This is a genomic window from Xanthomonas sp. WHRI 7065 (genome assembly GCF_040203115.2).
In the GTDB taxonomy this organism is placed as follows: Bacteria; Pseudomonadota; Gammaproteobacteria; order Xanthomonadales; family Xanthomonadaceae; genus Xanthomonas; species Xanthomonas arboricola.
This window is the reverse complement of record NZ_CP168194.1, coordinates 574,627-594,953: the sequence shown is the minus strand read 5'-3', so window position 1 is coordinate 594,953 and position 20,327 is coordinate 574,627. Positions and strand designations below refer to the sequence as shown.

Annotated in this window: 18 protein-coding genes and 1 pseudogene; 6 read left to right on the top strand and 13 right to left on the bottom strand. The window is 62.1% G+C overall.

Annotated elements, in window-relative coordinates; all coding sequences use genetic code 11:
- Positions 1-28: 28 nt before the first annotated feature.
- Positions 29-484 (top strand): hypothetical protein, encoded by a 456-nt coding sequence (locus ABQY64_RS02540; RefSeq protein ID WP_349779773.1) that lies wholly within the window; start codon positions 29-31, stop codon positions 482-484.
- 778 nt (positions 485-1,262) lie between these two features.
- Here ABQY64_RS02540 and ABQY64_RS02535 read toward each other — a convergent pair.
- From ABQY64_RS02535 to ABQY64_RS02520, 4 genes and pseudogenes are all read right to left on the bottom strand, one after another.
- On the bottom strand, positions 1,263-4,070 hold the full coding sequence (locus ABQY64_RS02535) for an HrpF/NolX family T3SS translocon protein (RefSeq protein WP_349779774.1): 2,808 nt from the start codon (positions 4,068-4,070) through the stop codon (positions 1,263-1,265).
- A gap of 373 nt (positions 4,071-4,443) precedes the next feature.
- Entirely contained in the window at positions 4,444-6,657 is a 2,214-nt protein-coding gene (paoC, locus tag ABQY64_RS02530; RefSeq protein WP_349779775.1) for an aldehyde oxidoreductase molybdenum-binding subunit PaoC, read from the bottom strand.
- 287 nt (positions 6,658-6,944) lie between these two features.
- Positions 6,945-7,130 (bottom strand): annotated as a pseudogene (locus tag ABQY64_RS02525) (glutathione S-transferase); the annotation flags it as partial.
- Positions 7,131-7,237: 107 nt separating this feature from the next.
- Entirely contained in the window at positions 7,238-8,149 is a 912-nt protein-coding gene (locus ABQY64_RS02520; RefSeq protein WP_349779776.1) for an NADP-dependent oxidoreductase, read from the bottom strand.
- A 170-nt stretch (positions 8,150-8,319) separates the two neighbouring features.
- On the opposite strand from ABQY64_RS02520, the gene ABQY64_RS02515 reads away from it, so the two are divergent.
- The gene (locus ABQY64_RS02515) at positions 8,320-9,207 is read left to right on the top strand and encodes a LysR family transcriptional regulator (protein WP_039518295.1); all 888 of its coding nucleotides are present in this window, start codon (positions 8,320-8,322) and stop codon (positions 9,205-9,207) included.
- A 380-nt stretch (positions 9,208-9,587) separates the two neighbouring features.
- The gene (locus tag ABQY64_RS02510; protein ID WP_349779777.1) at positions 9,588-10,328 is read left to right on the top strand and encodes an SDR family oxidoreductase; all 741 of its coding nucleotides are present in this window, start codon (positions 9,588-9,590) and stop codon (positions 10,326-10,328) included.
- A gap of 173 nt (positions 10,329-10,501) precedes the next feature.
- Here ABQY64_RS02510 and ABQY64_RS02505 read toward each other — a convergent pair whose 3' ends face one another.
- From ABQY64_RS02505 to ABQY64_RS02495, 3 genes are all read right to left on the bottom strand, one after another.
- The gene (locus ABQY64_RS02505; RefSeq protein WP_349779778.1) at positions 10,502-10,660 is read right to left on the bottom strand and encodes a hypothetical protein; all 159 of its coding nucleotides are present in this window, start codon (positions 10,658-10,660) and stop codon (positions 10,502-10,504) included.
- 149 nt (positions 10,661-10,809) lie between these two features.
- Positions 10,810-11,109: a superoxide dismutase gene (locus ABQY64_RS02500; RefSeq protein ID WP_349779779.1), complete on the bottom strand. Its 300-nt coding sequence runs from the start codon at positions 11,107-11,109 to the stop codon at positions 10,810-10,812.
- A gap of 31 nt (positions 11,110-11,140) precedes the next feature.
- On the bottom strand, positions 11,141-11,710 hold the full coding sequence (locus ABQY64_RS02495; protein WP_104596133.1) for a flavodoxin family protein: 570 nt from the start codon (positions 11,708-11,710) through the stop codon (positions 11,141-11,143).
- On the opposite strand from ABQY64_RS02495, the gene ABQY64_RS02490 reads away from it, so the two are divergent.
- From ABQY64_RS02490 to ABQY64_RS02480, 3 genes are all read left to right on the top strand, one after another.
- Positions 11,697-12,011, top strand: coding sequence for a hypothetical protein (locus tag ABQY64_RS02490; RefSeq protein WP_349779780.1), 315 nt, complete (start codon positions 11,697-11,699; stop codon positions 12,009-12,011). The genes ABQY64_RS02495 and ABQY64_RS02490 overlap by 14 nt on opposite strands.
- A gap of 144 nt (positions 12,012-12,155) precedes the next feature.
- On the top strand, positions 12,156-13,040 hold the full coding sequence (locus tag ABQY64_RS02485) for a LysR family transcriptional regulator (protein ID WP_349779781.1): 885 nt from the start codon (positions 12,156-12,158) through the stop codon (positions 13,038-13,040).
- A 205-nt stretch (positions 13,041-13,245) separates the two neighbouring features.
- Entirely contained in the window at positions 13,246-14,154 is a 909-nt protein-coding gene (locus ABQY64_RS02480) for a LysR family transcriptional regulator (protein ID WP_349779782.1), read from the top strand.
- Between the two features lie 132 nt (positions 14,155-14,286).
- Here ABQY64_RS02480 and ABQY64_RS02475 read toward each other — a convergent pair whose 3' ends face one another.
- The 6 genes from ABQY64_RS02475 to rpe all read right to left on the bottom strand — a co-directional run bounded on the left by ABQY64_RS02475 (position 14,287) and on the right by rpe (position 20,231).
- Positions 14,287-15,081, bottom strand: a complete 795-nt coding sequence (locus ABQY64_RS02475; protein WP_167704895.1) for an SIMPL domain-containing protein — start codon at positions 15,079-15,081, stop codon at positions 14,287-14,289.
- A gap of 27 nt (positions 15,082-15,108) precedes the next feature.
- Positions 15,109-16,176 carry a low specificity L-threonine aldolase gene (locus tag ABQY64_RS02470; RefSeq protein ID WP_167704896.1) on the bottom strand — a complete coding sequence of 356 codons (1,068 nt, stop codon included), beginning with the start codon at positions 16,174-16,176 and terminating at the stop codon, positions 15,109-15,111.
- The gene (gene trpE / locus ABQY64_RS02465; protein ID WP_167704897.1) at positions 16,176-17,651 is read right to left on the bottom strand and encodes an anthranilate synthase component I; all 1,476 of its coding nucleotides are present in this window, start codon (positions 17,649-17,651) and stop codon (positions 16,176-16,178) included. The genes ABQY64_RS02470 and trpE overlap by 1 nt, the downstream gene beginning before the upstream one ends.
- A 257-nt stretch (positions 17,652-17,908) precedes the next feature.
- Positions 17,909-18,838 (bottom strand): lipid kinase YegS, encoded by a 930-nt coding sequence (gene yegS / locus ABQY64_RS02460; RefSeq protein WP_065050377.1) that lies wholly within the window; start codon positions 18,836-18,838, stop codon positions 17,909-17,911.
- Between the two features lie 233 nt (positions 18,839-19,071).
- Entirely contained in the window at positions 19,072-19,563 is a 492-nt protein-coding gene (locus ABQY64_RS02455; RefSeq protein WP_349779783.1) for a GNAT family N-acetyltransferase, read from the bottom strand.
- Entirely contained in the window at positions 19,560-20,231 is a 672-nt protein-coding gene (rpe, locus tag ABQY64_RS02450; protein WP_349779784.1) for a ribulose-phosphate 3-epimerase, read from the bottom strand. The genes ABQY64_RS02455 and rpe overlap by 4 nt, the downstream gene beginning before the upstream one ends.
- Positions 20,232-20,327: the final 96 nt, after the last annotated feature.

Here is a 20,327-nt window from a genome sequence, read left to right as displayed (position 1 = left end):
GAACAAGACCAGGAGTGGACGTGGCGACGTGGAGACACATCGCGTAGAAAATGCGCAGAAAGAGATTTTAAGAATGAGGGGGCAAGCGCTATACGACAGCGATACCAACTTCATCAGTGTCGCAATGGAAGGAAGAGCACATAACTGTGGGGAGCTCGCGTCATTGGCAAAACTTTATCTGGAAGATGAAGGATTTGTGGCACGCACGATTGACTTCAAGGCTGACCATTCTGCTGCAGTCATCGGTGCAGATTTCGGCGGCCTGCCGGCAGACATGACACAATGGGAACCAAGTATTTATATTTGTGATCCCTGGACCAATATCGCGTGTCGGGGCAGCGATTATCCCGATCAATTTCTTGCCAAGATGGCGAAATGGCAAGGACAGGGGAAGTCGATAAAAATCGACAATCGAGGATTTGTCTCACCCCTAGACCAACAATGGGTGAATGACATGCTGCAAGGAGGGAAGGCAGCGTGTTGAATTCACGAATGCCGGCCGAGCAATCTCCGCCGCATTTCTAAACCTATAGTTTGAGAAGCCAGTGATGGCCTCTAAAGCTGAAACCCCGAATTTTTAGTCAATTTATTTGCGCCAAAGATAGATAAATATCATCTTTCATACACCGCCCGTATGGGCGGTGTATTTATGAGTTTAACTATAAATACAGCTTAAGCACGCCACAAGCCCGGCCTGATGCTTCCTGATATTTCGCTGCGTTCTAAAATTTATTTTTCCCACCACGGCCGGCTGCACCAGCTCCTGGAACGGACAAATATCTGATATCCCTAGCGACCGTCTAGACGACGGCCGACATAGCAACATCGCCACATAGGCTCTTGCTTAGAGTACAGCACGAATCGCAACCGATTCAGAGGCTGACACAGCTGCGACTTCGCGACGGAAATCAAGGGCTGCTAAAGCACGTCGGCGCGAGCTCAGACAGATGCCAACCATCGCCAGTGTAATTCTGTGTTAGCGAAAATGCGTACGGCCGTGCTGATCTTCCTACGTTCGGCGCGTGGCATATCAGGCCGCGAAACGCATCGTATAGGCAAGACCCAGATATTGCTAATTCAGTGGCTCGCGGTGACCAGGCCTGCTAATACAAAACGAAGTATCTACTTGACTGGAGCTGGTACATCTTTGGTTCCCAACACACATGCACCTGCGAATTGAGTTGAACGGCCTACTGACGAATTGGGCGATCATGCTGATCGCCCTTCCGTTCACGCAATAAGATGCTGATCAGGAGCGATCATTACCTACGCCGACCGCCCCGTAGATTCCTGAGGTTTTCCTTCATGTCTGCCTCGAAGTTGTCCGCAACTTCCTTCGGGATAATCTGTTTCCCCAGCGGTATTCCGCCCGTGTCCTCCAGCTTCTGGTGGATTTCGCCTTCTTTCTTCTCTTTATCCAATCGCACCTCTTCATAATGCAGGCCCGCCAACACAGGCGCCTTGAGCATGTCGGTCGATCGATTAATGTCGTTGCCTACCAAATATCCTTTAAACCCGTTAATGCGCTCTTGCCCCTTGGTTGCGCCCTTGCCTTCTCCTTTGACTACGCCCTCGCCTGCGCCCTTGGCCGCGCCCTCGGTTGCACCCTTGGCCGCCCCCTCGCCTGCGCCCTTGGTCACCCCTTTGGCTGCGCCCTCGGCGACCCCCTTAGCGACTCCCTTGGCTGCGAGTCTGGCCGAGGGTCCACCGGCGGCACCCACCACCGCCCCGGCCATGTTGATGCCTGCGAGTTCCCACGCCAGTTTCATGTTGCCACCTTGCAGCGCGGTGTCGATCACCTGGGCGGCCTGTGCTTCGCTCTCCAATGCCAGCGCTCCAACATCGGCAATCTCGCCAATGATCGGGATGCCGTTCAACGCACTCAGGCCGACCGAAGCCCAGTCCATGATCTTGCTGTCCCACTTGAGGAACTCATGTAAGCCCTTGCCGATAGTGCCGATGTCTTTTTTCTTCTGCTTGATCTCGGGTTGATCGGCCTTGCCCATCAACATGTCCGCGACAGCCTTCTTCTGTTCGGGCGACGTGGCCGTGTGCGTGGGTGATTTATCGACGGTCTTGTTGGCCGCCGTCATGTGATCGTAGAACTGCTGGAAATCCTTGTTGCTGATCTTGCCCGAGTCGACGACATGGCCACCGCCGAAGAAGCTGTGGGGCTTCTTGTAGCCTGTGATCGAATTATTCAACAAGCCGAACAGCAGCGGGTCGCCCAATAGCTGTTTGGCGGCATCGCGGACGGCAGGGTCGGCTTTGTCGTCCTTGGCGATCGTGTCGAGCTTGTCGCGGGTCACCTCCTTGCCATCGCCGAAGAACGCATCCTGGTGGCTGTGGATGGTGTCCAGCGTTTTCAATTCCGGTGCGGTCAGGTGCATCTGCGATGCGGATTTCTGCAGAAAATCCGGCGTACTCATCGAACCCGCGTCTCCCGCCAGCGCCTTCCACTGGCCGGGATGCTCACGAAAATACTGCGCTGCGGCGATGACCTGCGGCGGGCACTTCTGGGTCTTGCTGTCGCCTTCGACCAGGTGCTTGAAGGCATCCTGGTTCAGATCCTTCGGCAGATAGTCCGAATAGCGATAGAACTCGCGCATCGCGTCGCTTTCGGTCATGACCGTTGGCTGGGTCTTGTCCGGGCTGTCCGAGGCCACATAGTTCTGCGTGTAGCCCTTGGCTTGCTTGTTGGCGTATTCCGCAACCTGCGCGTGGCCGGCCGAGAATTTGCTCAGATCACCGGCCTTGATCTTGCCACCGCACTTGCCATCGCCCTGCGAGCCGATGGCGAAGAACAGCCGCGGATCCTTCTGCAGTTCCGTCAATGCCTGCTTCAAATCCGGCAGCGTCGCCGGATCGTTGATCTTCGCATCCAGATCAGCCCATGCAACCGGCAGCTTGTCCTTGTGGCGATCGAGCGTGGTGACGATCTCCAGCTCGTTCTGGGTGAGCGTCCCGCCATCCCATGTGACCGAAGAGCCATCTACCGGCGGCGGCAGGTCGCGCCCTTTCATCTTTTCAGGATTGTAGGTCGCGTTCTTGCCACCCAACGCGGTCACCTGCGGGTGACGGTCGGCAAAGTCGTAGAGGTTGGCGGCGATGAGCGTGCCGTTGCACTTGCCCTGGTCATCATGGTGGTGCTTGCCGTGGCCCTGGGATGCCAGTGCGAAGAACAGGCCAGGATCCTGCTGCAGGCCTTGCAGCGCTTGTTTCATGTCCGGCGGCGTGGCTGGGTCGTTGATCTTTTCGTCGAGCTTGGCGAACTCGATCGGCATCATGTCGCGATGCTGATTGAGCGTGGAGACGATGTCGAGTTGCTGCTGCGTGAGCGTGCCGCCATCCCAGGTCACCGTTGAACCTTCTGCGGCAGGCGGCGGTGTGGCCCCCTTGACGTTTTTGGGATTGAACTCGGCATTCTTGCCGCCCAGGTCGGTGACCTGTTGGTGGTGGTCTGCGAAATCCCACAGGTCATCGGCCTTGATCTTGCCACCGCATTTGCCGTCGCCCTGCGAGCCGATCGCGAAGAACAGGCGCGGGTCTTTCTGCAAGCCTTGCAGCGCGCTCTTCAGATCGGCGGGCGTGGACGGGTCGTTGATCGTGCCGTCAAGTTTTGCGAACTCAAGCGGCATCTTGTCCTTGTGCTGATTGAGTGTGGAAACAATCTGAAGCTCCGATGCGGTGAGCGTGCCGCCGTCCCATGTCACCGATGAGCCATCCACCGCAGGCGGTAGCCTGGATCCCTTGATGTCCTTGGCATCGAACGGGGTCGATGGGCTCGGCCAGGACGTGCGTTTGTCGATCGGCTGGCCGGCTTGCACGTCGTCCGCTGAAGGCGTGCCCAACCCCGGAACGTCGCTGCCTGGCTCACTGATTGGCGTGTTGCCGTAGGTGGCGGCAATCAGATTATAAATCTGCTGCAAAAACAGGTTGTCCATCGCCAGCAACAGATCGGAGTCGTTCATGGCCGAATCGGATCCGGGCGCCTCCGACGACGACCCGTCATCCGTCAGAGGTAGAAACAGACCGGCGGCACTCCCGGTCGAAAGCGTGTTGAGCGACATGTGCGGCCTCGCAGTGACATAGCAGTGACAGAGCAGCTGCATATGAGTACATGCTCATACGGTCACACGGGCATGTCTCATGCGGCGAGCACAAATGGTGCCACTCCTGCTACGCGACGCACGCACCGATGAACTATTTTGGCGAAAAAAGCGCAGGAAACGTGCATGGACAACACCCTCACCCGACATCAGCTCGGGGCGGTGCATTAACGCGACCGGAGCGCGCATGGCGTGATCAGCTCGAGCGAATGCGGGTCATCCTGCCCGGAGCGAATGCCAGGCCTCGAAGCCGGGCATACATGTCGACCGCGTTCTCCATCAGGACAGTGTCACCTGCCCGTTGAAGCCGGCTGATGCCCGGCCGCAACTCCGTTCATTCCGATGGAAGCGGGAGCTGTGCCAGCAGTTTTTCCAGCGTGATCGGGTACTCGCGCACACGGATGCCGGTGGCGTTGTAGATGGCATTGGCGATGGCCGGTGCCACACCCGTCAACCCCAATTCGCCGACGCCCTTGGCCTTGAGCGGCGACATGGTGGGGTCGACCTCGTCGATGAAATGCGCCTCCAGATGCGGAATGTCGGCATGCACGGGGACTTCATAGCCGGCCAGATCGTGATTGACGAAAAAGCCCAGGCGGCGATCCACTGCCATCTCTTCCATCAGCGCGGCACCGACGCCCATCACCATGCCGCCGATGATCTGGCTTCTGGCAGTCTTCGGGTTGAGAATGCGGCCGGCTGCACACACCGCCAACAGCCGCCGCACGCGGATCTCGCCGGTGTAGCCGTTGACGGCCACTTGCGCAAAATGCGCGCCGAAGGTCTGCTGGGCGTAGCGCTCCTTCAGGCCAGCGAACTCCATCGCATCCTCGACCACGATGTCGTGCTGCGCTGCCGCCTGGCGCAAGGGCACGCGGCGCGTGCCGGCGGTCACCATGCCATCGGCAAACTGCGCCGCGTCCACCGGCATGCCAAGCCGCTGGGCGATCGCCTGACGCAAGGCGACGCACGCTGCATACACGCCCGCGGTGACCGAGGCCGCGCCCTGCTGACCGCCCGACCCTGGCGTCTCCGGAAAGCTGGAATCGCCCAGGCGGACGACGACCTGATGCAGTGGCACGCCCAGCATCTCCGCGGCGGTCTGCGCCACGATGGTGTAGCTGCCCGTACCGATGTCGGTCATGTCGGTCTCGATGGTCACCGTGCCGGTGCGATCCAGCCGCGCACGCGCACCCGCCTTGGAAATCGGCGCGCCGCGCACCGCAGCGGCCATGCCCATGCCGATCAGCCACTGCCCTTCGCGCACGCTTGCCGGCCGCGCCAGCCGTTGGCTCCAACCGAAACGTTCGGCACCCACCTGCAGGCAGTCGACGAACGCGCGCGTGGAAAACGGCTTGCCCGGGTTCTCCGGATCCACCTGGGTGTCATTGAGGATGCGCAGCGCAACCGGATCCAGGGCGAGCCGTTCTGCCAGCTCGTCCATGGCGATTTCCAGCGCCATCAAGCCGGGTGCCTCGCCGGGCGCGCGCATCGCATTGCCTTCGGCAAGGTCGAGTACGGCAAGACGCACCTGGGTCATCCTGTTCGCACCTGCGTACAGCACGCGGGTCGAAAGCGTCGTAGGCTCGGTACGCCCGCCGGGCAGGTTGCCGGACCAGCTTTCGTGGCCAATGGCGGTGAGCCGCCCATCGCGTGTGGCGCCCAGCCGGATCCGCTGGATCGTCGCCGGCCGATGGATGGTGCTGTTGAACATCAGCGGGCGTTGCAGCGCCACCTTGACCGGCCTGCCGACCGCCTTGGCAGCGAGTGCGGCCATGACCAGATCCGACTGGACCGTGCCCTTGCCCCCTAAGCCGCCGCCGATATACGGCGAGAGCAAACGAATGTGGTGTTTGGGAATGCCGAGGATCTTGCCCAGATCGCGCCGGCCCCAGTTCATCTGCTGGATCGAGGTGCGGCAGGTGAGCTGATCGCCCTGCCAGCTGGCGATGCTGGCATGTGGCTCCATCATCGCGTGCGCCTGGTCCGGCGTGGTGTAGCGGGCATCGACCTTGACCGGCGCGGCCGCGAAGGCCGCGTCGAAGTCGCCTACCGCGGTTTGCGGTGGACCGCCAAATGGCGCCTGCTGTGCGATCGGCGCGCTATCCAGCTGTTGCGCCAGATCGTAGCGGCCGGTCTCACGCACATAGTCCACGCGCACCAGCGCAGCGGCCGCACGCGCTTGCTCGAAGGTGTCGGCCACCACCACCGCAACGGGCTGGTGATAATGCTCGACCTCGGGCGCGGCCAGGAAACGTTGCACGTAGAACTCGCCGGTGCCCAGAGCCTGGGTATTCTTGTAGGTGAGCACATGCAGCACGCCGGCAGCTTTCGCAGCAGCGGTGGTGTCGATGTGCGCAATGCGCCCCTTGGCGATTGCAGCGCCGACGATGTAGCCATACGCCAGCTCCTGCAGGTTGTCGTGCCACTCGTAGGCGTAAGGCGCGTTGCCCGTCACCTTGAGCGGACCTTCGATACGGTCCACGGGCTTGCCGACGACGGTGAGTTGGTCGATGGGAGTGAGGCCTGCCGGCGTGTCGAACTTCATTGAGCGTATCTCCAGCGCAGCAGTCGAGAGCTGCGTATCGGGCAGTGCGATCGCGTGCTGTCGTTTCCTGCCCAACAGATGGCTGGGTTGCCAACGGGCTGGGGCTGCGCACACGAGCACATGGCCAGCTGTTGTACCAAACCCCAGGAGCACCGACGCTGGCCAGGCCGGGATGCGCTTATGAGAATTTCTCAGCAATCACTTATCGCGTCTGGGCATCAGGGGCAGGACCGCAGACAACCATCGTAGAACGCTGCCAAATTATCCGGAGCCTGCGGAAGCATTCCTCAGCGTCTGCCGAACATGTGTTGGCGCTCCTCGTCACTGAGCGGCTTTCCGGCATTCGGGTTGACCTGCTCCTTGAGCGCATAAGCACGTTGCACTGCCGGGCGTGCGGCAATGGCGCCCTGCCAGCGCCGCAGATGCGGAAATGCGGCGTAATCGGGCTTCAGGTCGCCGTAGACCTCGAACCACTACTTCCGGCGGCAGCTGGCCAGGCCTGCATCGCTACGGGATCAAGGCCTGGCCTGCACACGGCCGAAACATGCAGCGCGTTGCTGCGCTGCTGCAAGGCTCAAGCTCAGCCGAAGGTCACAACGAGCCGTCCGGTGACATGACCCTGGGCACTCAGGTCATGCGCCGCTGCAAGATCCTGCAGCTGGAAGGTCTGCGCGACCGGCAATGTAAAAGCTCCCGCGACGCACAGCGCCGCAACCTGCTCCAGCACCTTGGTCGCGCTGTCCTTGTCCAACGGCTCAAAGGAGGTCTTCACCCCGTACTGCGGTGCAGTGAGATCGGAGATCGACACCACCTTCGACGGGCTACCGGTGATCGCCACCAACTCCGGAATCATTCCAGAATCGACCACATCGAGCGCGGCATGTACCCCTGCTGGTGCGAGCTCGGCAACACGTTGCGAAAGACCCGGGCCGTAGGTGGTCGGGATCGCTCCCAACGAACGTAGATAGTCATGCTTTGGCTCGCTCGCCGTGCCGATGGTACGGATACCGGCAACGCGCGCGAGCTGGAGTGCGGCAGAACCCACGCCGCCGGCAGCACCGCTGACCAATAACGTCTCCCCGGGCTTGACTCCCACTTGATCGATGATGCGTGCAGCCGTTTCGGCGGCGACCGCGAGGCCAGCCGCTTCCTCGAATGTCAGTGCGTCAGGCTTGGCAGCCCACTCATCCAGGATGGCGTATTCCGCCATCGTAGCGTTGCCTTTGCCAAACACACTCCTGCCCAGCAGTTCGGCCGGGACGCCGTCGCCAACCGCATCGATCACGCCCGAGGCCTCGCACCCGCTTCCTGTGGGAAACGCAAGCGGCATCATTGCATGCATGTATCCGGCACGCAGTTTCCAGTCGATCGGATTGACTGCTGCCGCCCTGACCCGGATGCGCACCTGACCCGGACCCGGCACCGGCTTATCGATCTCTTCGATCTTGAGGACCTCGGAGCCACCATAGGCGTGGAAACGTACTGCTTTCATGCGAGCATTCCTTGAAGACGTGAGTGAATGAAGTGACAACCCGAAGGGCACCGTGAGCTGAGTGCACCGGTGAAACCCGGGATCCTGTCGACGCCGCCATTGTTTGCCCGCCCAAACCCAGCGCATAGTCCCGAATACCTGGACATGATGTCTTGCAAATGGAACATCCCTTGGATATCGCAGCCCTCGCAGACTTCAACCTTGTCGTGATCCACGGGGGCTTCGGAAGCGCAAGCCGTGCCAGTGGGCAACCCAAGGCCACCTTGTCTCGTCGAGTACGTTCGCTTGAAGAGAGCCTTGGCGTACGCTTGGTTGAGCGGGGCGGCCACAAGCTACGGCTTACGCCGGAAGGCGAAGTTCTACACGCAAGAACATCCGACCCCTTCGGCGAAATCGCCCAGGTGGTTGAAGAGTTGAAATCAGGCATCGGTCGGCCACGCGGTGTGCTACGCATCAGCGCGCCGCTGCTGTTTTCGCATATCGCCATGGGGCGCATCGGCGCAGCCTTCCTGCGCGCACATCCGGATGTACAGCTGGAGGTGACTGCGGAAGACCGCCTGGTCGACCTGGTGGAAGACGGTTACGACATCGTGATCCGCTTCAACCCACCGACGGACGACAAGCTGGTTGGCCGGCGTTTTCTCAATGACCAATTGGTGCTTGTCGCTCCGCCGGACCTGAGCCGCCCTCAAGCCGGCGAAGCGGCTGCTTCCGGTATAGAACTCCAGGTCATCACACGCATTGGCCGCAAGGTCATTCCCGCGTGGAAGGTCGTCGATAAAGACGGGCACCTGTGCACCTATCTCCCCAAGCCGGTGCTCTGGTACTCGACGCCACTCCTGATCAGAAACGCGGTGCTGGCTGGTGCCGGTGCAGCCGTGGTGCCGCGCTCCGCCGTGGCTGAAGACATCGCCAGCGGCAGGGTCGCCGAATGGGGCGTCGTGCAGGCACCGCTGCTCGAAGGCTGGGTGTTGCATGCCTCACGTCGCCTTGTAAGCCCCAAGGTGACCGCGTTCGTCGAGTTTCTGTGCGGACATTTTTCCAAAGACACGCTTTAACGGCTTCCGGTGTCGACGCATCCGCGCTCAGAGGTCGAATAGACGTTCTGGAATACGTGCTCGTTGATACGCAAACTGCAGCTGCCACTCAAGTGGACCGAAGCAGTCGCCCTCATGCAACGCATCCCTTCACCCCTGGGTTGTTGAATGCCGCAAGAGAAGAGCAGTTGTAGCGAAAGAAGCGCCATGGTAGAAAGCGGCTGTCGAAAGAGTGCTGACCGGATGGTAGCCCGGTCGCCGTTCAAGTGAATGGCAACTCCTCCCGCTTCAGGGTATCCGCGACACCTCAGCCCCGGCATGCCGGTAGCGAAGGTGTGGCCGCTGATGCCTGGTTCATCGTCGACATACCTTCTACATTTTTTTGCGAAGGATCCAAGACGATGAAGCTCACACACAACACCATCCTCATCACTGGCGGCGCGACGGGAATCGGTCTTGCCCTGGCAAGGCGCTTTGCCGCCGACGGGAACCAGGTCATCATCTGCGGTCGCACTGCATCCTCTCTTGCGCAGGCAAAAGCTGAAGTCCCTGGCGTGATCACGCGCATCTGCGATGTGGCAGATCCAACCAGCCGCGACGCGCTCACACAGTGGCTGCAGGATGAGCATCCCACCCTCAACGCCATCGTCAACAATGCGGGCATCCAGGTGCATCGCGACTTTACGGCAGACCCCGGGATGGACACCCTCGAGCAAGAGGTGGCTATCAACTTCACTGCGCCAATCTATCTGATAAGCCGTCTGCTGCCTTTGCTGCAACGGCAGCCCAACGCCTACATCATCAATGTCAGCTCCGGCCTGGCGTTTTCGCCGATGGCCGATGTCCCGGTTTACTGCGCCACCAAGGCTGCAATCCACTCGTTTACGCTCAGCCTGCGGCATCAGTTGCGGGAAACCAGGGTCCGTGTGATCGAGATCGCGCCCCCTATCGTCGATACCGGTTTGGGTGGCAACAAGCGCAGTGGTGGTGTCTCCAACAACATGATGGTCAGCGCAGAAGAGTTCGTCGATCAGGCATTCGGGCAGCTTGAAGCGGGCAAGGACGAGGTTCTGGTCGGTATCTCCGCAAGGACGCGCGAGTTGGGAGAAGCAATGTTCGACCGCATGAACAGCCGCGCATAGTTCGACCTTGCAACTGACTCCGTGATCGCCGTTGAAGGTTGGCGCTTGTGCTGAAAGATTGGCGGTGATCTGGAAACGTTCGACCATCTGCGTTGAGCAAGCGCGTGGCCTCGCACATGCAAGGCCACGCGCCATGCGCTTGAAGCTCCATGCACCATCAACCAGAAGGGCACTCAATCGCTTGCCTTGAGTTGCTTGACCACCACCTCGCCGACCGCGCGTACCGAGGCCGGATTCCGACCAATGATAAGACGACCATCAATGACGATCTTTTCAGGCCAATTGGTTGCTGGCTGGTGCAGCGCGCCGCGTTTCGCCAGCGTACTTGCCAACAGATCAAGTGCGAGCCTGTTGGCTCGCCACTATCGCCACGGATCGAATGGCTGATGACAAACGCAGCGTGTCGACTTGACCGCGTGAGACGTCCCTTCGCCATCCTTGATTCTTGACTGAGTCCCTGTCAATGACAGCGCAGCAACAGTCAGTGACCGCCCGCCGCAAAGAGAACTTCCCAATTGACGAAAGGCCCGAACGGGATCACGTCCCAATCAATCAGGCCGGCCTTGGCAAGAGGGAACTCGGCAAGCGCAGATTTCGCAGCTGCCACCGAATCTGCCTCAGCGATGATCACGACACCGGGACGATCCTGCCGGAAGTAGATGTCACGGATGACGCCGTCCTTGTAGTGCTGCCAACTATGCCGGACCTCTTCCATCATATGTGGCTGGTACTTTCCCAGGGTTGCGCCCGGCTGCGGGATATCGAGGCAAAGCAATCTCATGGTCAATGTCCTTGGTTGGGTGTAAGACGATTCAAGTGCTGCAAAAGCGGCGGGTCGTTTCAGCAACACGGCGACCCAGGTACTCTGCGGTTCTGAGATCACTGGCAGGCGGAGCCAGCTCTGGAGCTTGGTCGTTGTTCGACTGCGTCATCACACCCAGCCAACTCCCGAGACGATTGAGATCGTCGACTCCTCCACTGCTGCTACTGTTGCCCGGCATCAGATCCAGGCCCACCCAGATCATCCCGTGCTGCGCGGCAAATAACGCCATCGAGACAAGCGAATTGAGCTTGTCGCCGTGCTGCGCACCAGAGTTGGTGAAGCCTGCCGCGACCTTGTCGCGCCACTTCATGCCCGTCCATGCCGCCTTGGTCGAGTCTTCAAAGAACTTCTTCAACCTCGCGCTGATCATTCCGTTGTAGGTAGGCGATCCAAAAATGATCGCATCACTTGCTTCAAGCGCTATCCAGTCGATCATCTCATCAGCCACTGCAATCAACCGGACATCGACATCGTCGACCTGCCCGGCGCCGCTTGCCACGGCCTCGGCAACCCGGGTGGTATGGCCAAAACCGCTGTCGTACACGATGGAAATCAGCATCTTCCTGCCTGTCAATTATGTGGATGCGGTAATGCTTCTTCGAACGCAAATGAACGAGTCAAGTACGCGTTACGCATCTGCCGCCGCTGCATTCGAGACGTACCTGCAAGACTATAAAGTAGAAGCCAAGCTGGCATTGGTGGCCATTTTTCCAGGGCATGCATCCCCATTTTCTACAATGGCAACGGCTGAGACCTCGCGTAAGATCCATCGAAGTTTCTGCGAAGCAGCGACGACGTGGGCCGGAGAACAATGCACTCCTGAAGTGAGCCAATCGCCAAGTCACCAAGCGACCCAATGAAGAACGATGCAGTGAGACACGCTTTTTTTCCCATAGCCCGTACGGAGTGGCCAGGGCCTGCCATGGTTATCATTCCTACCTCACCCAGCTTGCTTCGAAAGCTGCGAACACAAGGACCATCACGTGCGAAACAGGTTTGATGGTGTGCAGCTGTTCGTCGAGGTCGTTGAGGCCGGAGGCTTCGCCAAGGCAGGCCAGCGGCTCTCACTCACGCGCTCAGCAGTGGGAAAGGCGATAGCGCGTTTGGAGGACCGGCTCGGCGTTCAGCTCTTTCAGCGAACCACCAGATCACAATGCCTGACCGAAGACGGTCAGCAGTATTACGAGCGCTGCCTTCGCGCGATAGAAGAATTGCGGGTTGGAGAAGTCATGCTCGAGAACGGCCAACGGGAAGTGGCCGGCAAGCTCCGCGTTACCCTGCCCGTCCTGTTCGGCCGGCATTGCGTGGCGCCTATATTGCGCTCGTATGCACGGCAGCATCCCAAGCTCGAACTCGAACTGCACCTGAGTGATCGCAGTGTGGATCTCATTGCAGAGGGCTTCGATCTGGCGGTGCGTAATGGAGTGGTAGCAAACGGCTCGTCGTTGCGCTCTCGCCGCCTGCTAAGTCAACGCAAGGTTCTGTGTGTCTCTCAGGACTACCTGGCGGCACATGGGGAGCCGCGCACGCTTGAGGATCTGGCAGACCATGCGTTGCTTCCGTACTGGCGTAATGGTCATGGCCTTGTCTGGCGTCTTCCAAATGCCCAGGGGCAGCTCGTCGACGTTGCGGTCAGCTCACGCATGCGCCTCAACGACCTGGAGGTGATTGCAGCCGCAGCAACAGAAGGCATGGGGCTGGCGTGGCTCCCCTACTGGCTGGTTCGGGAACGGATGCAACGTGGGGAACTTGTAGAAATCTGGGGAGATCGGCCAAGCACGGTCATGGAATGCAGCGCGGTGTGGCCATCCATGCAGTATTTGCCGCTGCGATCGCGCCTGGCAATCGACCTGCTCGCCGTGGAGCTTGAGAAGTGGAAAGAGGAATGAACCGTAGCGCGACCGCAGAGAAGCGCGCGCCCATGAAAGTCGAACCATGAAAGTCGAACCTGGCGTCTGGGCCATGTACGCGGTTGCGATCAAAGAACAGCCGCGAGCTGGGCTCTTGTTTGATGAGACTCAGTCACACAAGCAGCGGTGAATCTGGCGCCCGAATCATCTTCAGCACTACACAGCACACTTCCGATGAAGACAGATGAATCTTAATCGCGCAGACCTGGCCGACTTTGTCTATTTCCTGACGATTGCGCGGCATCTGAGCTTTAGCCGTGCTGCCACAGAGCTTGGGGTGAGTTCTTCAGCACTGAGCCACGCCATCAAGGGCCTGGAAACGCGTCTGGCAGTGAGGCTGCTTCATCGCACCAGCCGCAGCGTCACGCTGACAGCGGTCGGCGAACAGCTGCTACAGGCGATATCTGGGCCGTTTGGAGCCATCGGCGAGGCCATTGAGCTGCTGAACCAGCACAGGAACTCGCCCGCCGGCCGTATCCGGCTCAATGTCATCAATGATGCAGTGCCGCTCCTGCTCGGCCCGGTGCTGCCGATCTTTGCGGAACGCTATCCCAAGGTGGAAGTGGATATTGTTTCGACCAATCGGATGATCGACATCGTCGAGGGAGGCTTTGATGCGGGGATTCGCTACGGTGGAACCGTCCCGGAAGACATGATTGCCCAGCGGCTATCGCCGGACATTCGATGGGTGGTCGCCGGGGCGCCCACCTACCTCGCACGCCATGGCATACCGCAGCATCCGCTCGACCTTCACCATCATCGGTGCGTGCGCATCCGGCTGGGCAATGACCGCATCTATCGCTGGGAGCTCGAAAAAGACAGCGAACTCCTGACTGTCGACGTGCCCGGAACCATGACGATTGACGACACCAGGCTGGCCCTGATCCTCCTCACCGGCGGAGCAGGATTGGTCTATGCGCCCGAGCCAGTGCTGGCTCCGTTGCTTGCCGCGGGCACCGCCCGGCTCGTGCTGGAGGACTGGGCCAGCCCCGGCCCCGGCTTTCATCTTTACTACTCGAGCCGACGGCAACTGCCTACTGGCTTGCGCCTATTGCTCGATCTGGTCCGCGAACTCGGTCCGCTCGGCAGCTAAAAACCATCTGCTGTCACCAGCCCGAACGTGACTGCTCCCGGCGTGCGCGACCTACGGTTCGCGTGCATTGGTGGGCAGACGCTCCCCCATGCCATAGACGCCCTGCGCGCTGACGATCCGCACGGCAGCGACTCATTGCGCGATCAGGAAGACCGCATAGATGTTTTCGGTGTAGGTGATCGTGCCGGTCAGCAGGCTTTCGCCGAGGCCTTGCACCTTGCCATCTGCACCAGGTGGCGGCGGCGGCGGCGGTGGGGGTGCCGGTGGCGAGGGCGGCGAAACCACGGAGCTGGGCGTTGGCGCTGCAGGCGCAGACCAGGTGCCGGCTTCGACGCCATAGGCAAAGCTGGGCGCCACATCGGAGATGCTGTAGATCCCGGTCAGCCGCACGCCGTAGGCACTGGCCAGCCCTTGGGCGGATTCCCGCGATTGCATTGCGGCTTCGCGTTTGAGTTCGGCGCGCAACTTGGCCGCATCGGCGTATGCACTCTGCATCGACAACACCTGGACATTCTCGTTGGCCTCCAGGCCGCCCAGAAAGGCGCGCACGTCCTTCAGGGACGAGAAGGTGCCGCGGATCTTGCGCTCCACGCGGGTCCCCTGGAACACCGACTTGCCATTTTCGTAGCGCGACTGCGGAGAGATCGACAGCGACGAGGCATAGAGCGAATCCATCAGCACGTGGTTGCGTCGCAGGCCGTCCAACACCGATCGGGCGCGTTCCTCGACGAATTTGCGCGCCAGGTCAGGCTGCAGATCGGTGTTGCTGACCTTGAGATCAACGATGAAACGGTCCGGGTCAACCGTGCGGTAAGCCTGGCCCTTCACCAGCAAATGCGGCTGTGACGGCAGGCTGTTGACCTGCGCTGTCGCGGCGAGCGGCAGCATCAACAGGCTTGCGAAAATCCAGAGGGCAACTCGCTTCATCGGGTTCTTCCTTGATGAGATAGATGGTTATGAATGCATGGCCGAATGACTGAGCGCTGCGAAGTCCACGCAGAGCCGGTCGACCGACGCGGCCGTGGTCGCCCACGAGGTCACGAAGCGGATCACCTGACTGCCGTCGGCGCGCACTTCCCAGCGCTCGAAGTCGTAGCCTTGCGCCAGCTGCACGGCCTGCTGCGCGCTGACGGCGATGAACTGCTGGTTGGTCGGCGAGTCGCTGGTGAACTGCGCGCCAGCGGCCAACAATCCCGCGCGCAGGCGCTGCGCCATCGCATTGGCGTGCGTGGCCAGCTCGAAGAACAGGCCATCTTCGAACAGAGTGGCAAACTGCGATCCCAGCAACATGCCCTTGGCCAGCAGTGCGCCGCGTTGCTTGATCAGGTAGCGGAAGTCGGCCTGCAAGGCAGGAGTGACGATGACCAGCGCTTCGCCAAGCAAGGCACCGTTCTTGGTGCCGCCGATGTAGAACGCATCGGCCAACGCGGCGATCGTGGGCAGATCCAGATCGTTGCCCTCGGCGGTCAGTGCGGCGCCCAGGCGTGCGCCATCCAGATACAGCAGCAGATCGTGGGCGCGGCAGAAACGCGACAGCGCCTCAAGCTCGGCACGGCTGTAGATGGTGCCACTCTCGGTGCTGTTGGAGATGTAGACCAGGCGCGGTTGCACCATGTGCTCGTTGCCGTGCACATCCAGCAATGGCTGGATCAGCGCCGGCGTCAGCTTGTCGTGCAACGCGGGCACGGTCAGCACCTTATGGCCGGTCGCTTCGATGGCGCCGGTTTCGTGCGTGGCGATGTGCCCCGCTTCCACCGCGATCACCGCCTGATGCGGGCGCAGGAACGCCGCGATCGCGGTCAGGTTGGTCTGGGTACCGCCGACCAGCAGATGCACGTCGGCCTGCGCCTGCGCCACTGCGCTGCGGATCAGCGCAAGCGCACGCGCGGTATGCCGATCGGTGCCGTAGCCGGCGTTCTGCTCGGCACTGGCCTGCGCCAAGGCCTGCAGCAGGCGTGGATGCGCGCCCTCGCTGTAATCGTTGCGGAAGCTGATGCGCGCAGCGTGGCCCTGCCCGTCCATCACAGCCCCTTGGCCGCCTGCGCAACCGCACGGAACAGCGCGCGGCCCTTGTTCATGGTCTCCTGCCATTCCAGATCAGGGTCGGAGTCGTAGACCACGCCGCCGCCGGCCTGCACGTACAGATACCCATCCTGGATCACCGCCGTGCGGATCGCGATGGCGGTGTCGGCATCGCCGTGCCAGCCGATGTAACCGACTGCCCCGGAATACACGTTGCGCTTGACCGGCTCCAGCTCACGGATGATCTCCAGCGCGCGGATCTTCGGCGCGCCGCTGACGGTGCCGGCCGGGAAGGTTGCACGCAGCACGTCGCTGTAATTCAGGCCGGCCTTGAGTGTGCCGGTGACCTCGCTGACGATGTGCATCACGTGGCTATAGCGTTCGATCACGAACTGCTCGCCGACCTTGACCGTGCCCGGTTCGGCCACGCGGCCGACATCGTTACGACCGAGATCGATCAGCATCACGTGCTCGGCGCGCTCTTTCGGGTCGGCCAGCAGTTCGACTTCCAGCGCCTTGTCCAGCTCGGGCGTGGCACCACGCGGGCGGGTGCCGGCGATCGGCCGCACGGTGACCACGCCATCGCGCAGGCGCGCCAGGATTTCCGGCGAGGAGCCGACCACCTGCGTGCCGCCCACATCGAGAAAATACATGTACGGCGAGGGATTGAGCGCGCGCAGCGCGCGATACACATCCACCGGACGCGCACGGAACGGCACGCGCAGGCGCTGCGACGGCACCACCTGGAAGATGTCGCCGGCGCGCACGTATTCCTGCGCCTTGCGCACCACTGCGTGATATTCCTCGCGGGTAAACGAGGAGTGGAAGTCCGACTCGTCGATCGCATCGGAAATCTGCGCCTGCGGATACCCGGCACCGCCCTGACGCAACCGGTGCGCCAGTTCGTCCAGGCGCCGGTTGGCGCGCACATAGGCCTGCGGCTGGCGCGGGTCGGCGTGCACGATCAGGTACAGCCGATCCTTGAGGTTGTCGAACACTGCCAGCTCTTCGGACAGCATCAGCAGGATGTCCGGCGTGCCCAGCTCATCGGGTTTGTCGCCGCTGCCCAGGCGCGGTTCGATGTACTGGATGCACTCGAAGCCGAACCAGCCGACCAGGCCGCCGGTGAAGCCGGGCAGGCCGTCGAGCTGCGGCACCGAATGCTCGGCGCGCAAGGCGTCCACTTCGGCCAGCGGGTCGGCGACCTCGCGGGTTTCCAGCACTTCGCCGTGCTCGCTGATTTCCAGCGTATGCCCGCGGAAGCTGTACACGCGCCGCGCCGGCAAGCCGATGATGGAATAGCGCCCGAAGCGTTCGCCACCTTCGACCGACTCGAACAGATAGGTGTAGGGGCCGTCGGCGAGCTTCAGATAGACCGACAGCGGCGTGTCCAGGTCGGACAGCACTTCGCGGACGACGGGGATACGGGTGTGACCTTCAGCGGCCTGGCGCTGGAACTGCTCTGCAGTGATCAAGACGACTTTCCTTCCGGGACTCTGTGGCGGGGCGGACGACGGCAACGGGCCACCATCGCCACCAGCGGCGAGCGGAAGAGAAGGAGCGTGGAGTCGTCAAGCGGGACACGTCGCTACTGTAGCGCAACTGCCGCGCCAGGGCAGCAGGCGCGAGACTAAAGCCGCACAAATTGCGAAGCAGAACCAGGCCAGCCTGGCGCCGAACAACCAGCCCCCGCTCTACCGATTCCCCAATCCCGATTCCCGATTCCCCACCCTCAAGCGCTCCGCAACGGGCACTCCACCGGCAAATGCATCCGCAACCGCGCCGGCACACATTCGATGCGGAAATGCAGCGAGGTCTCCGGCTCGCCATCCAGGTTCAAGGTCAGCGGCTGATGGGCGACGATCTCCAGCCACGGCAGCCGCGCACGCACGGCCACACGTTCCAGCGCGGCCTGTTTGCCGCCGGTGACCAGGGTGCCGAGGGTGGCGGCCACTTCGCCGTTGAGCGCGGGCACGATGGTGACGTCGAGCAGGCCATCGTCGATCAGGGCCTCCGGGCACAGCGCCTGGCCGCCGCCGGCCTGGCGCCCGTTGCCCAGGCCAAGCGCGATGAACTCGCCTTCCCAGCTGAAATCCGGGCCGCTGAAGCGGGCGCTGATCGGGTCGATGCGGCCCAGCCGCGACATGCCGGTGATCAGATACGCCAGGCCACCGAGCATCTTCTTCAGGCCTTCGTCGGTTTCGACGGTGACCTGGGTGCCGAACCCGCCGCTGGCGACGTTGGCGCACCAGTGCGGGCCGTGTTCGGCGTCGATACGCAGCAGGTCGATCGGCTCGGCGGGGCGCTCGGCGATCAGCGTCAACGCAGCGAGCGGTTCGATCGGCAGGTTGGCGGCGGTGGCGAAGTCGTTGGCGGTGCCCAGCGGCACCAGGCCCAGCGATGGCAGCGTGGCGGCATCGGCGGTGTGATGCGCCAGCGCGGCGGCCACTTCGCTCAAGGTGCCGTCACCGCCAGCCGCGATCACGGTGTGGGCGCCGTCGGCAACCGCTTCGCCGACATAGCGCTCGGCATCGCCGTCTTCCCAGGTGACCCGCACCTCGAGCTGGATGCCACGCTTGCGCAGCGTTCCCACCGCCTCACGCAGGTCCAGATTGTCGGTGGACTTGCCGTTGAGGATCAGACGCCAGTGGGACGCGGCCATGCACGCTGCCAATGCTGTGGGGGTGGTGGACGCAGGCTAGCAGTGGCCCGCTGCGCGCATCGTGAATACGCAATGTCGCCGGGCTGTCATCGGCATGTCACCGAGAACCCGGAGAGTGGAAGGCCATAGCAGGGACGACGGGCGGAGGCAGGATCAGCCTCCAATTTTTCTCGAAGGCCGCTCCCAGGGGAGCGGCCTTCTCTTTGCGTGCCGCGGCGGCGCGCAGGCCGCGCTCAGGCGCCGGCGGCGAACGCGGCCAGGCGCTCGCCGTCGAGCCGGTAGACGGTCCAGCCGTCCATCGGGCGCGCACCGGCCGCCTGATAGAAGTCGATGGCCGGCTGGTTCCAGTCCAGCACCGACCATTCGAAACGCCCGCAGCCACGCTGCACGGCCAACCGGGCCAGGTGCCGCAGCAGGGCCAGGCCGGCGCCCTGCCCGCGCGCCTGCGGACGCACGAACAGGTCCTCCAGATACAGGCCGTTGCGGCCGAGCCAGGTCGAGTAATTGAAGAAATACACCGCAAATCCCAGCGCCTGGCCGGCCTGCTCGCAGATCAGCGCATGCGCAGTGGCGCCCTCGCCGAACAGGCTGGCGCGCAGGTCCTGCGGGCTGGCCTTGACCGCATCGGGCTCGCGTTCGTACACCGCCAGTGCGGTGATCAGCTCATGCAGCAGCGCCACATCGTCAGGCGTGGCGGCGCGGATCTGCAGCACAGGCGCGCTCATCGCACCGCATCCACCGCCGCGCGCATCTGCGCGATCACCTGCGCATAGTCGGGCGCGTTGAAGATCGCCGAGCCGGCGACGAAGGTGTCGGCACCGGCGGCAGCGATCGCGCCGATGTTGTCGGCCTTGACCCCGCCATCGATCTCCAGCCGGATCGGCTTGCCCAGCGCGTCGATCCTGTTGCGGATGGCGCGCAGCTTGTCCAGCGCCGAGGGAATGAACGCCTGCCCGCCGAAGCCGGGATTGACCGACATCACCAGCACCAGATCCAGCTCCGGCAGCACCCAGTCCAGAATGTCCACCGGGGTGGCCGGGTTGAGCACCAGGCCGGCCTGGCAGCCGTGCGACTTGATCAGCTGGATCGTGCGGTGCACATGGCGGCTGGCTTCGGGATGGAAGCTGATGGTGGTGGCGCCGGCCTCGGCGAAGTCCGGCACGATGCGGTCCACCGGCTCGACCATCAGGTGCACGTCGATCGGCGCGGTGATGCCGTGCTTGCGCAGCGCCTGGCACACCATCGGGCCGATGGTGAGGTTGGGCACGTAGTGGTTGTCCATCACGTCGAAGTGCACCCAGTCGGCGCCGGCCTTCAGGACGTTGTTCACTTCCTCGCCCAGACGGGCGAAATCGGCGGACAGGATGGACGGGGCAATCGCCGTCGGTTGCATGGGCAGCTCGTCAAGGAACGGAAAACACATTGTCGCAGGCGCGCAAAGCCAGTGCATCCGCAGCGGTCCAGCTTGCGTATGCAGCTGAACCGGCGC

What these genes read in the sequence shown, in the direction of transcription:
- ABQY64_RS02475 (WP_167704895.1), bottom strand. Translation starts at nt 15,081, where the DNA reads ATGAAGCGAGTTGCCCTCTGGATTTTCGCAAGCCTGTTGATGCTGCCG.
- rpe (WP_349779784.1), bottom strand. Translation starts at nt 20,231, where the DNA reads ATGCAACCGACGGCGATTGCCCCGTCCATCCTGTCCGCCGATTTCGCC.
- ABQY64_RS02510 (WP_349779777.1), top strand. Translation starts at nt 9,588, where the DNA reads ATGAAGCTCACACACAACACCATCCTCATCACTGGCGGCGCGACGGGA.
- ABQY64_RS02470 (WP_167704896.1), bottom strand. Translation starts at nt 16,176, where the DNA reads ATGGACGGGCAGGGCCACGCTGCGCGCATCAGCTTCCGCAACGATTAC.
- ABQY64_RS02495 (WP_104596133.1), bottom strand. Translation starts at nt 11,710, where the DNA reads ATGCTGATTTCCATCGTGTACGACAGCGGTTTTGGCCATACCACCCGG.
- yegS (WP_065050377.1), bottom strand. Translation starts at nt 18,838, where the DNA reads ATGGCCGCGTCCCACTGGCGTCTGATCCTCAACGGCAAGTCCACCGAC.
- paoC (WP_349779775.1), bottom strand. Translation starts at nt 6,657, where the DNA reads ATGAAGTTCGACACGCCGGCAGGCCTCACTCCCATCGACCAACTCACC.
- ABQY64_RS02480 (WP_349779782.1), top strand. Translation starts at nt 13,246, where the DNA reads ATGAATCTTAATCGCGCAGACCTGGCCGACTTTGTCTATTTCCTGACG.
- ABQY64_RS02490 (WP_349779780.1), top strand. Translation starts at nt 11,697, where the DNA reads ATGGAAATCAGCATCTTCCTGCCTGTCAATTATGTGGATGCGGTAATG.
- ABQY64_RS02535 (WP_349779774.1), bottom strand. Translation starts at nt 4,070, where the DNA reads ATGTCGCTCAACACGCTTTCGACCGGGAGTGCCGCCGGTCTGTTTCTA.
- ABQY64_RS02520 (WP_349779776.1), bottom strand. Translation starts at nt 8,149, where the DNA reads ATGAAAGCAGTACGTTTCCACGCCTATGGTGGCTCCGAGGTCCTCAAG.
- ABQY64_RS02500 (WP_349779779.1), bottom strand. Translation starts at nt 11,109, where the DNA reads ATGAGATTGCTTTGCCTCGATATCCCGCAGCCGGGCGCAACCCTGGGA.
- ABQY64_RS02455 (WP_349779783.1), bottom strand. Translation starts at nt 19,563, where the DNA reads ATGAGCGCGCCTGTGCTGCAGATCCGCGCCGCCACGCCTGACGATGTG.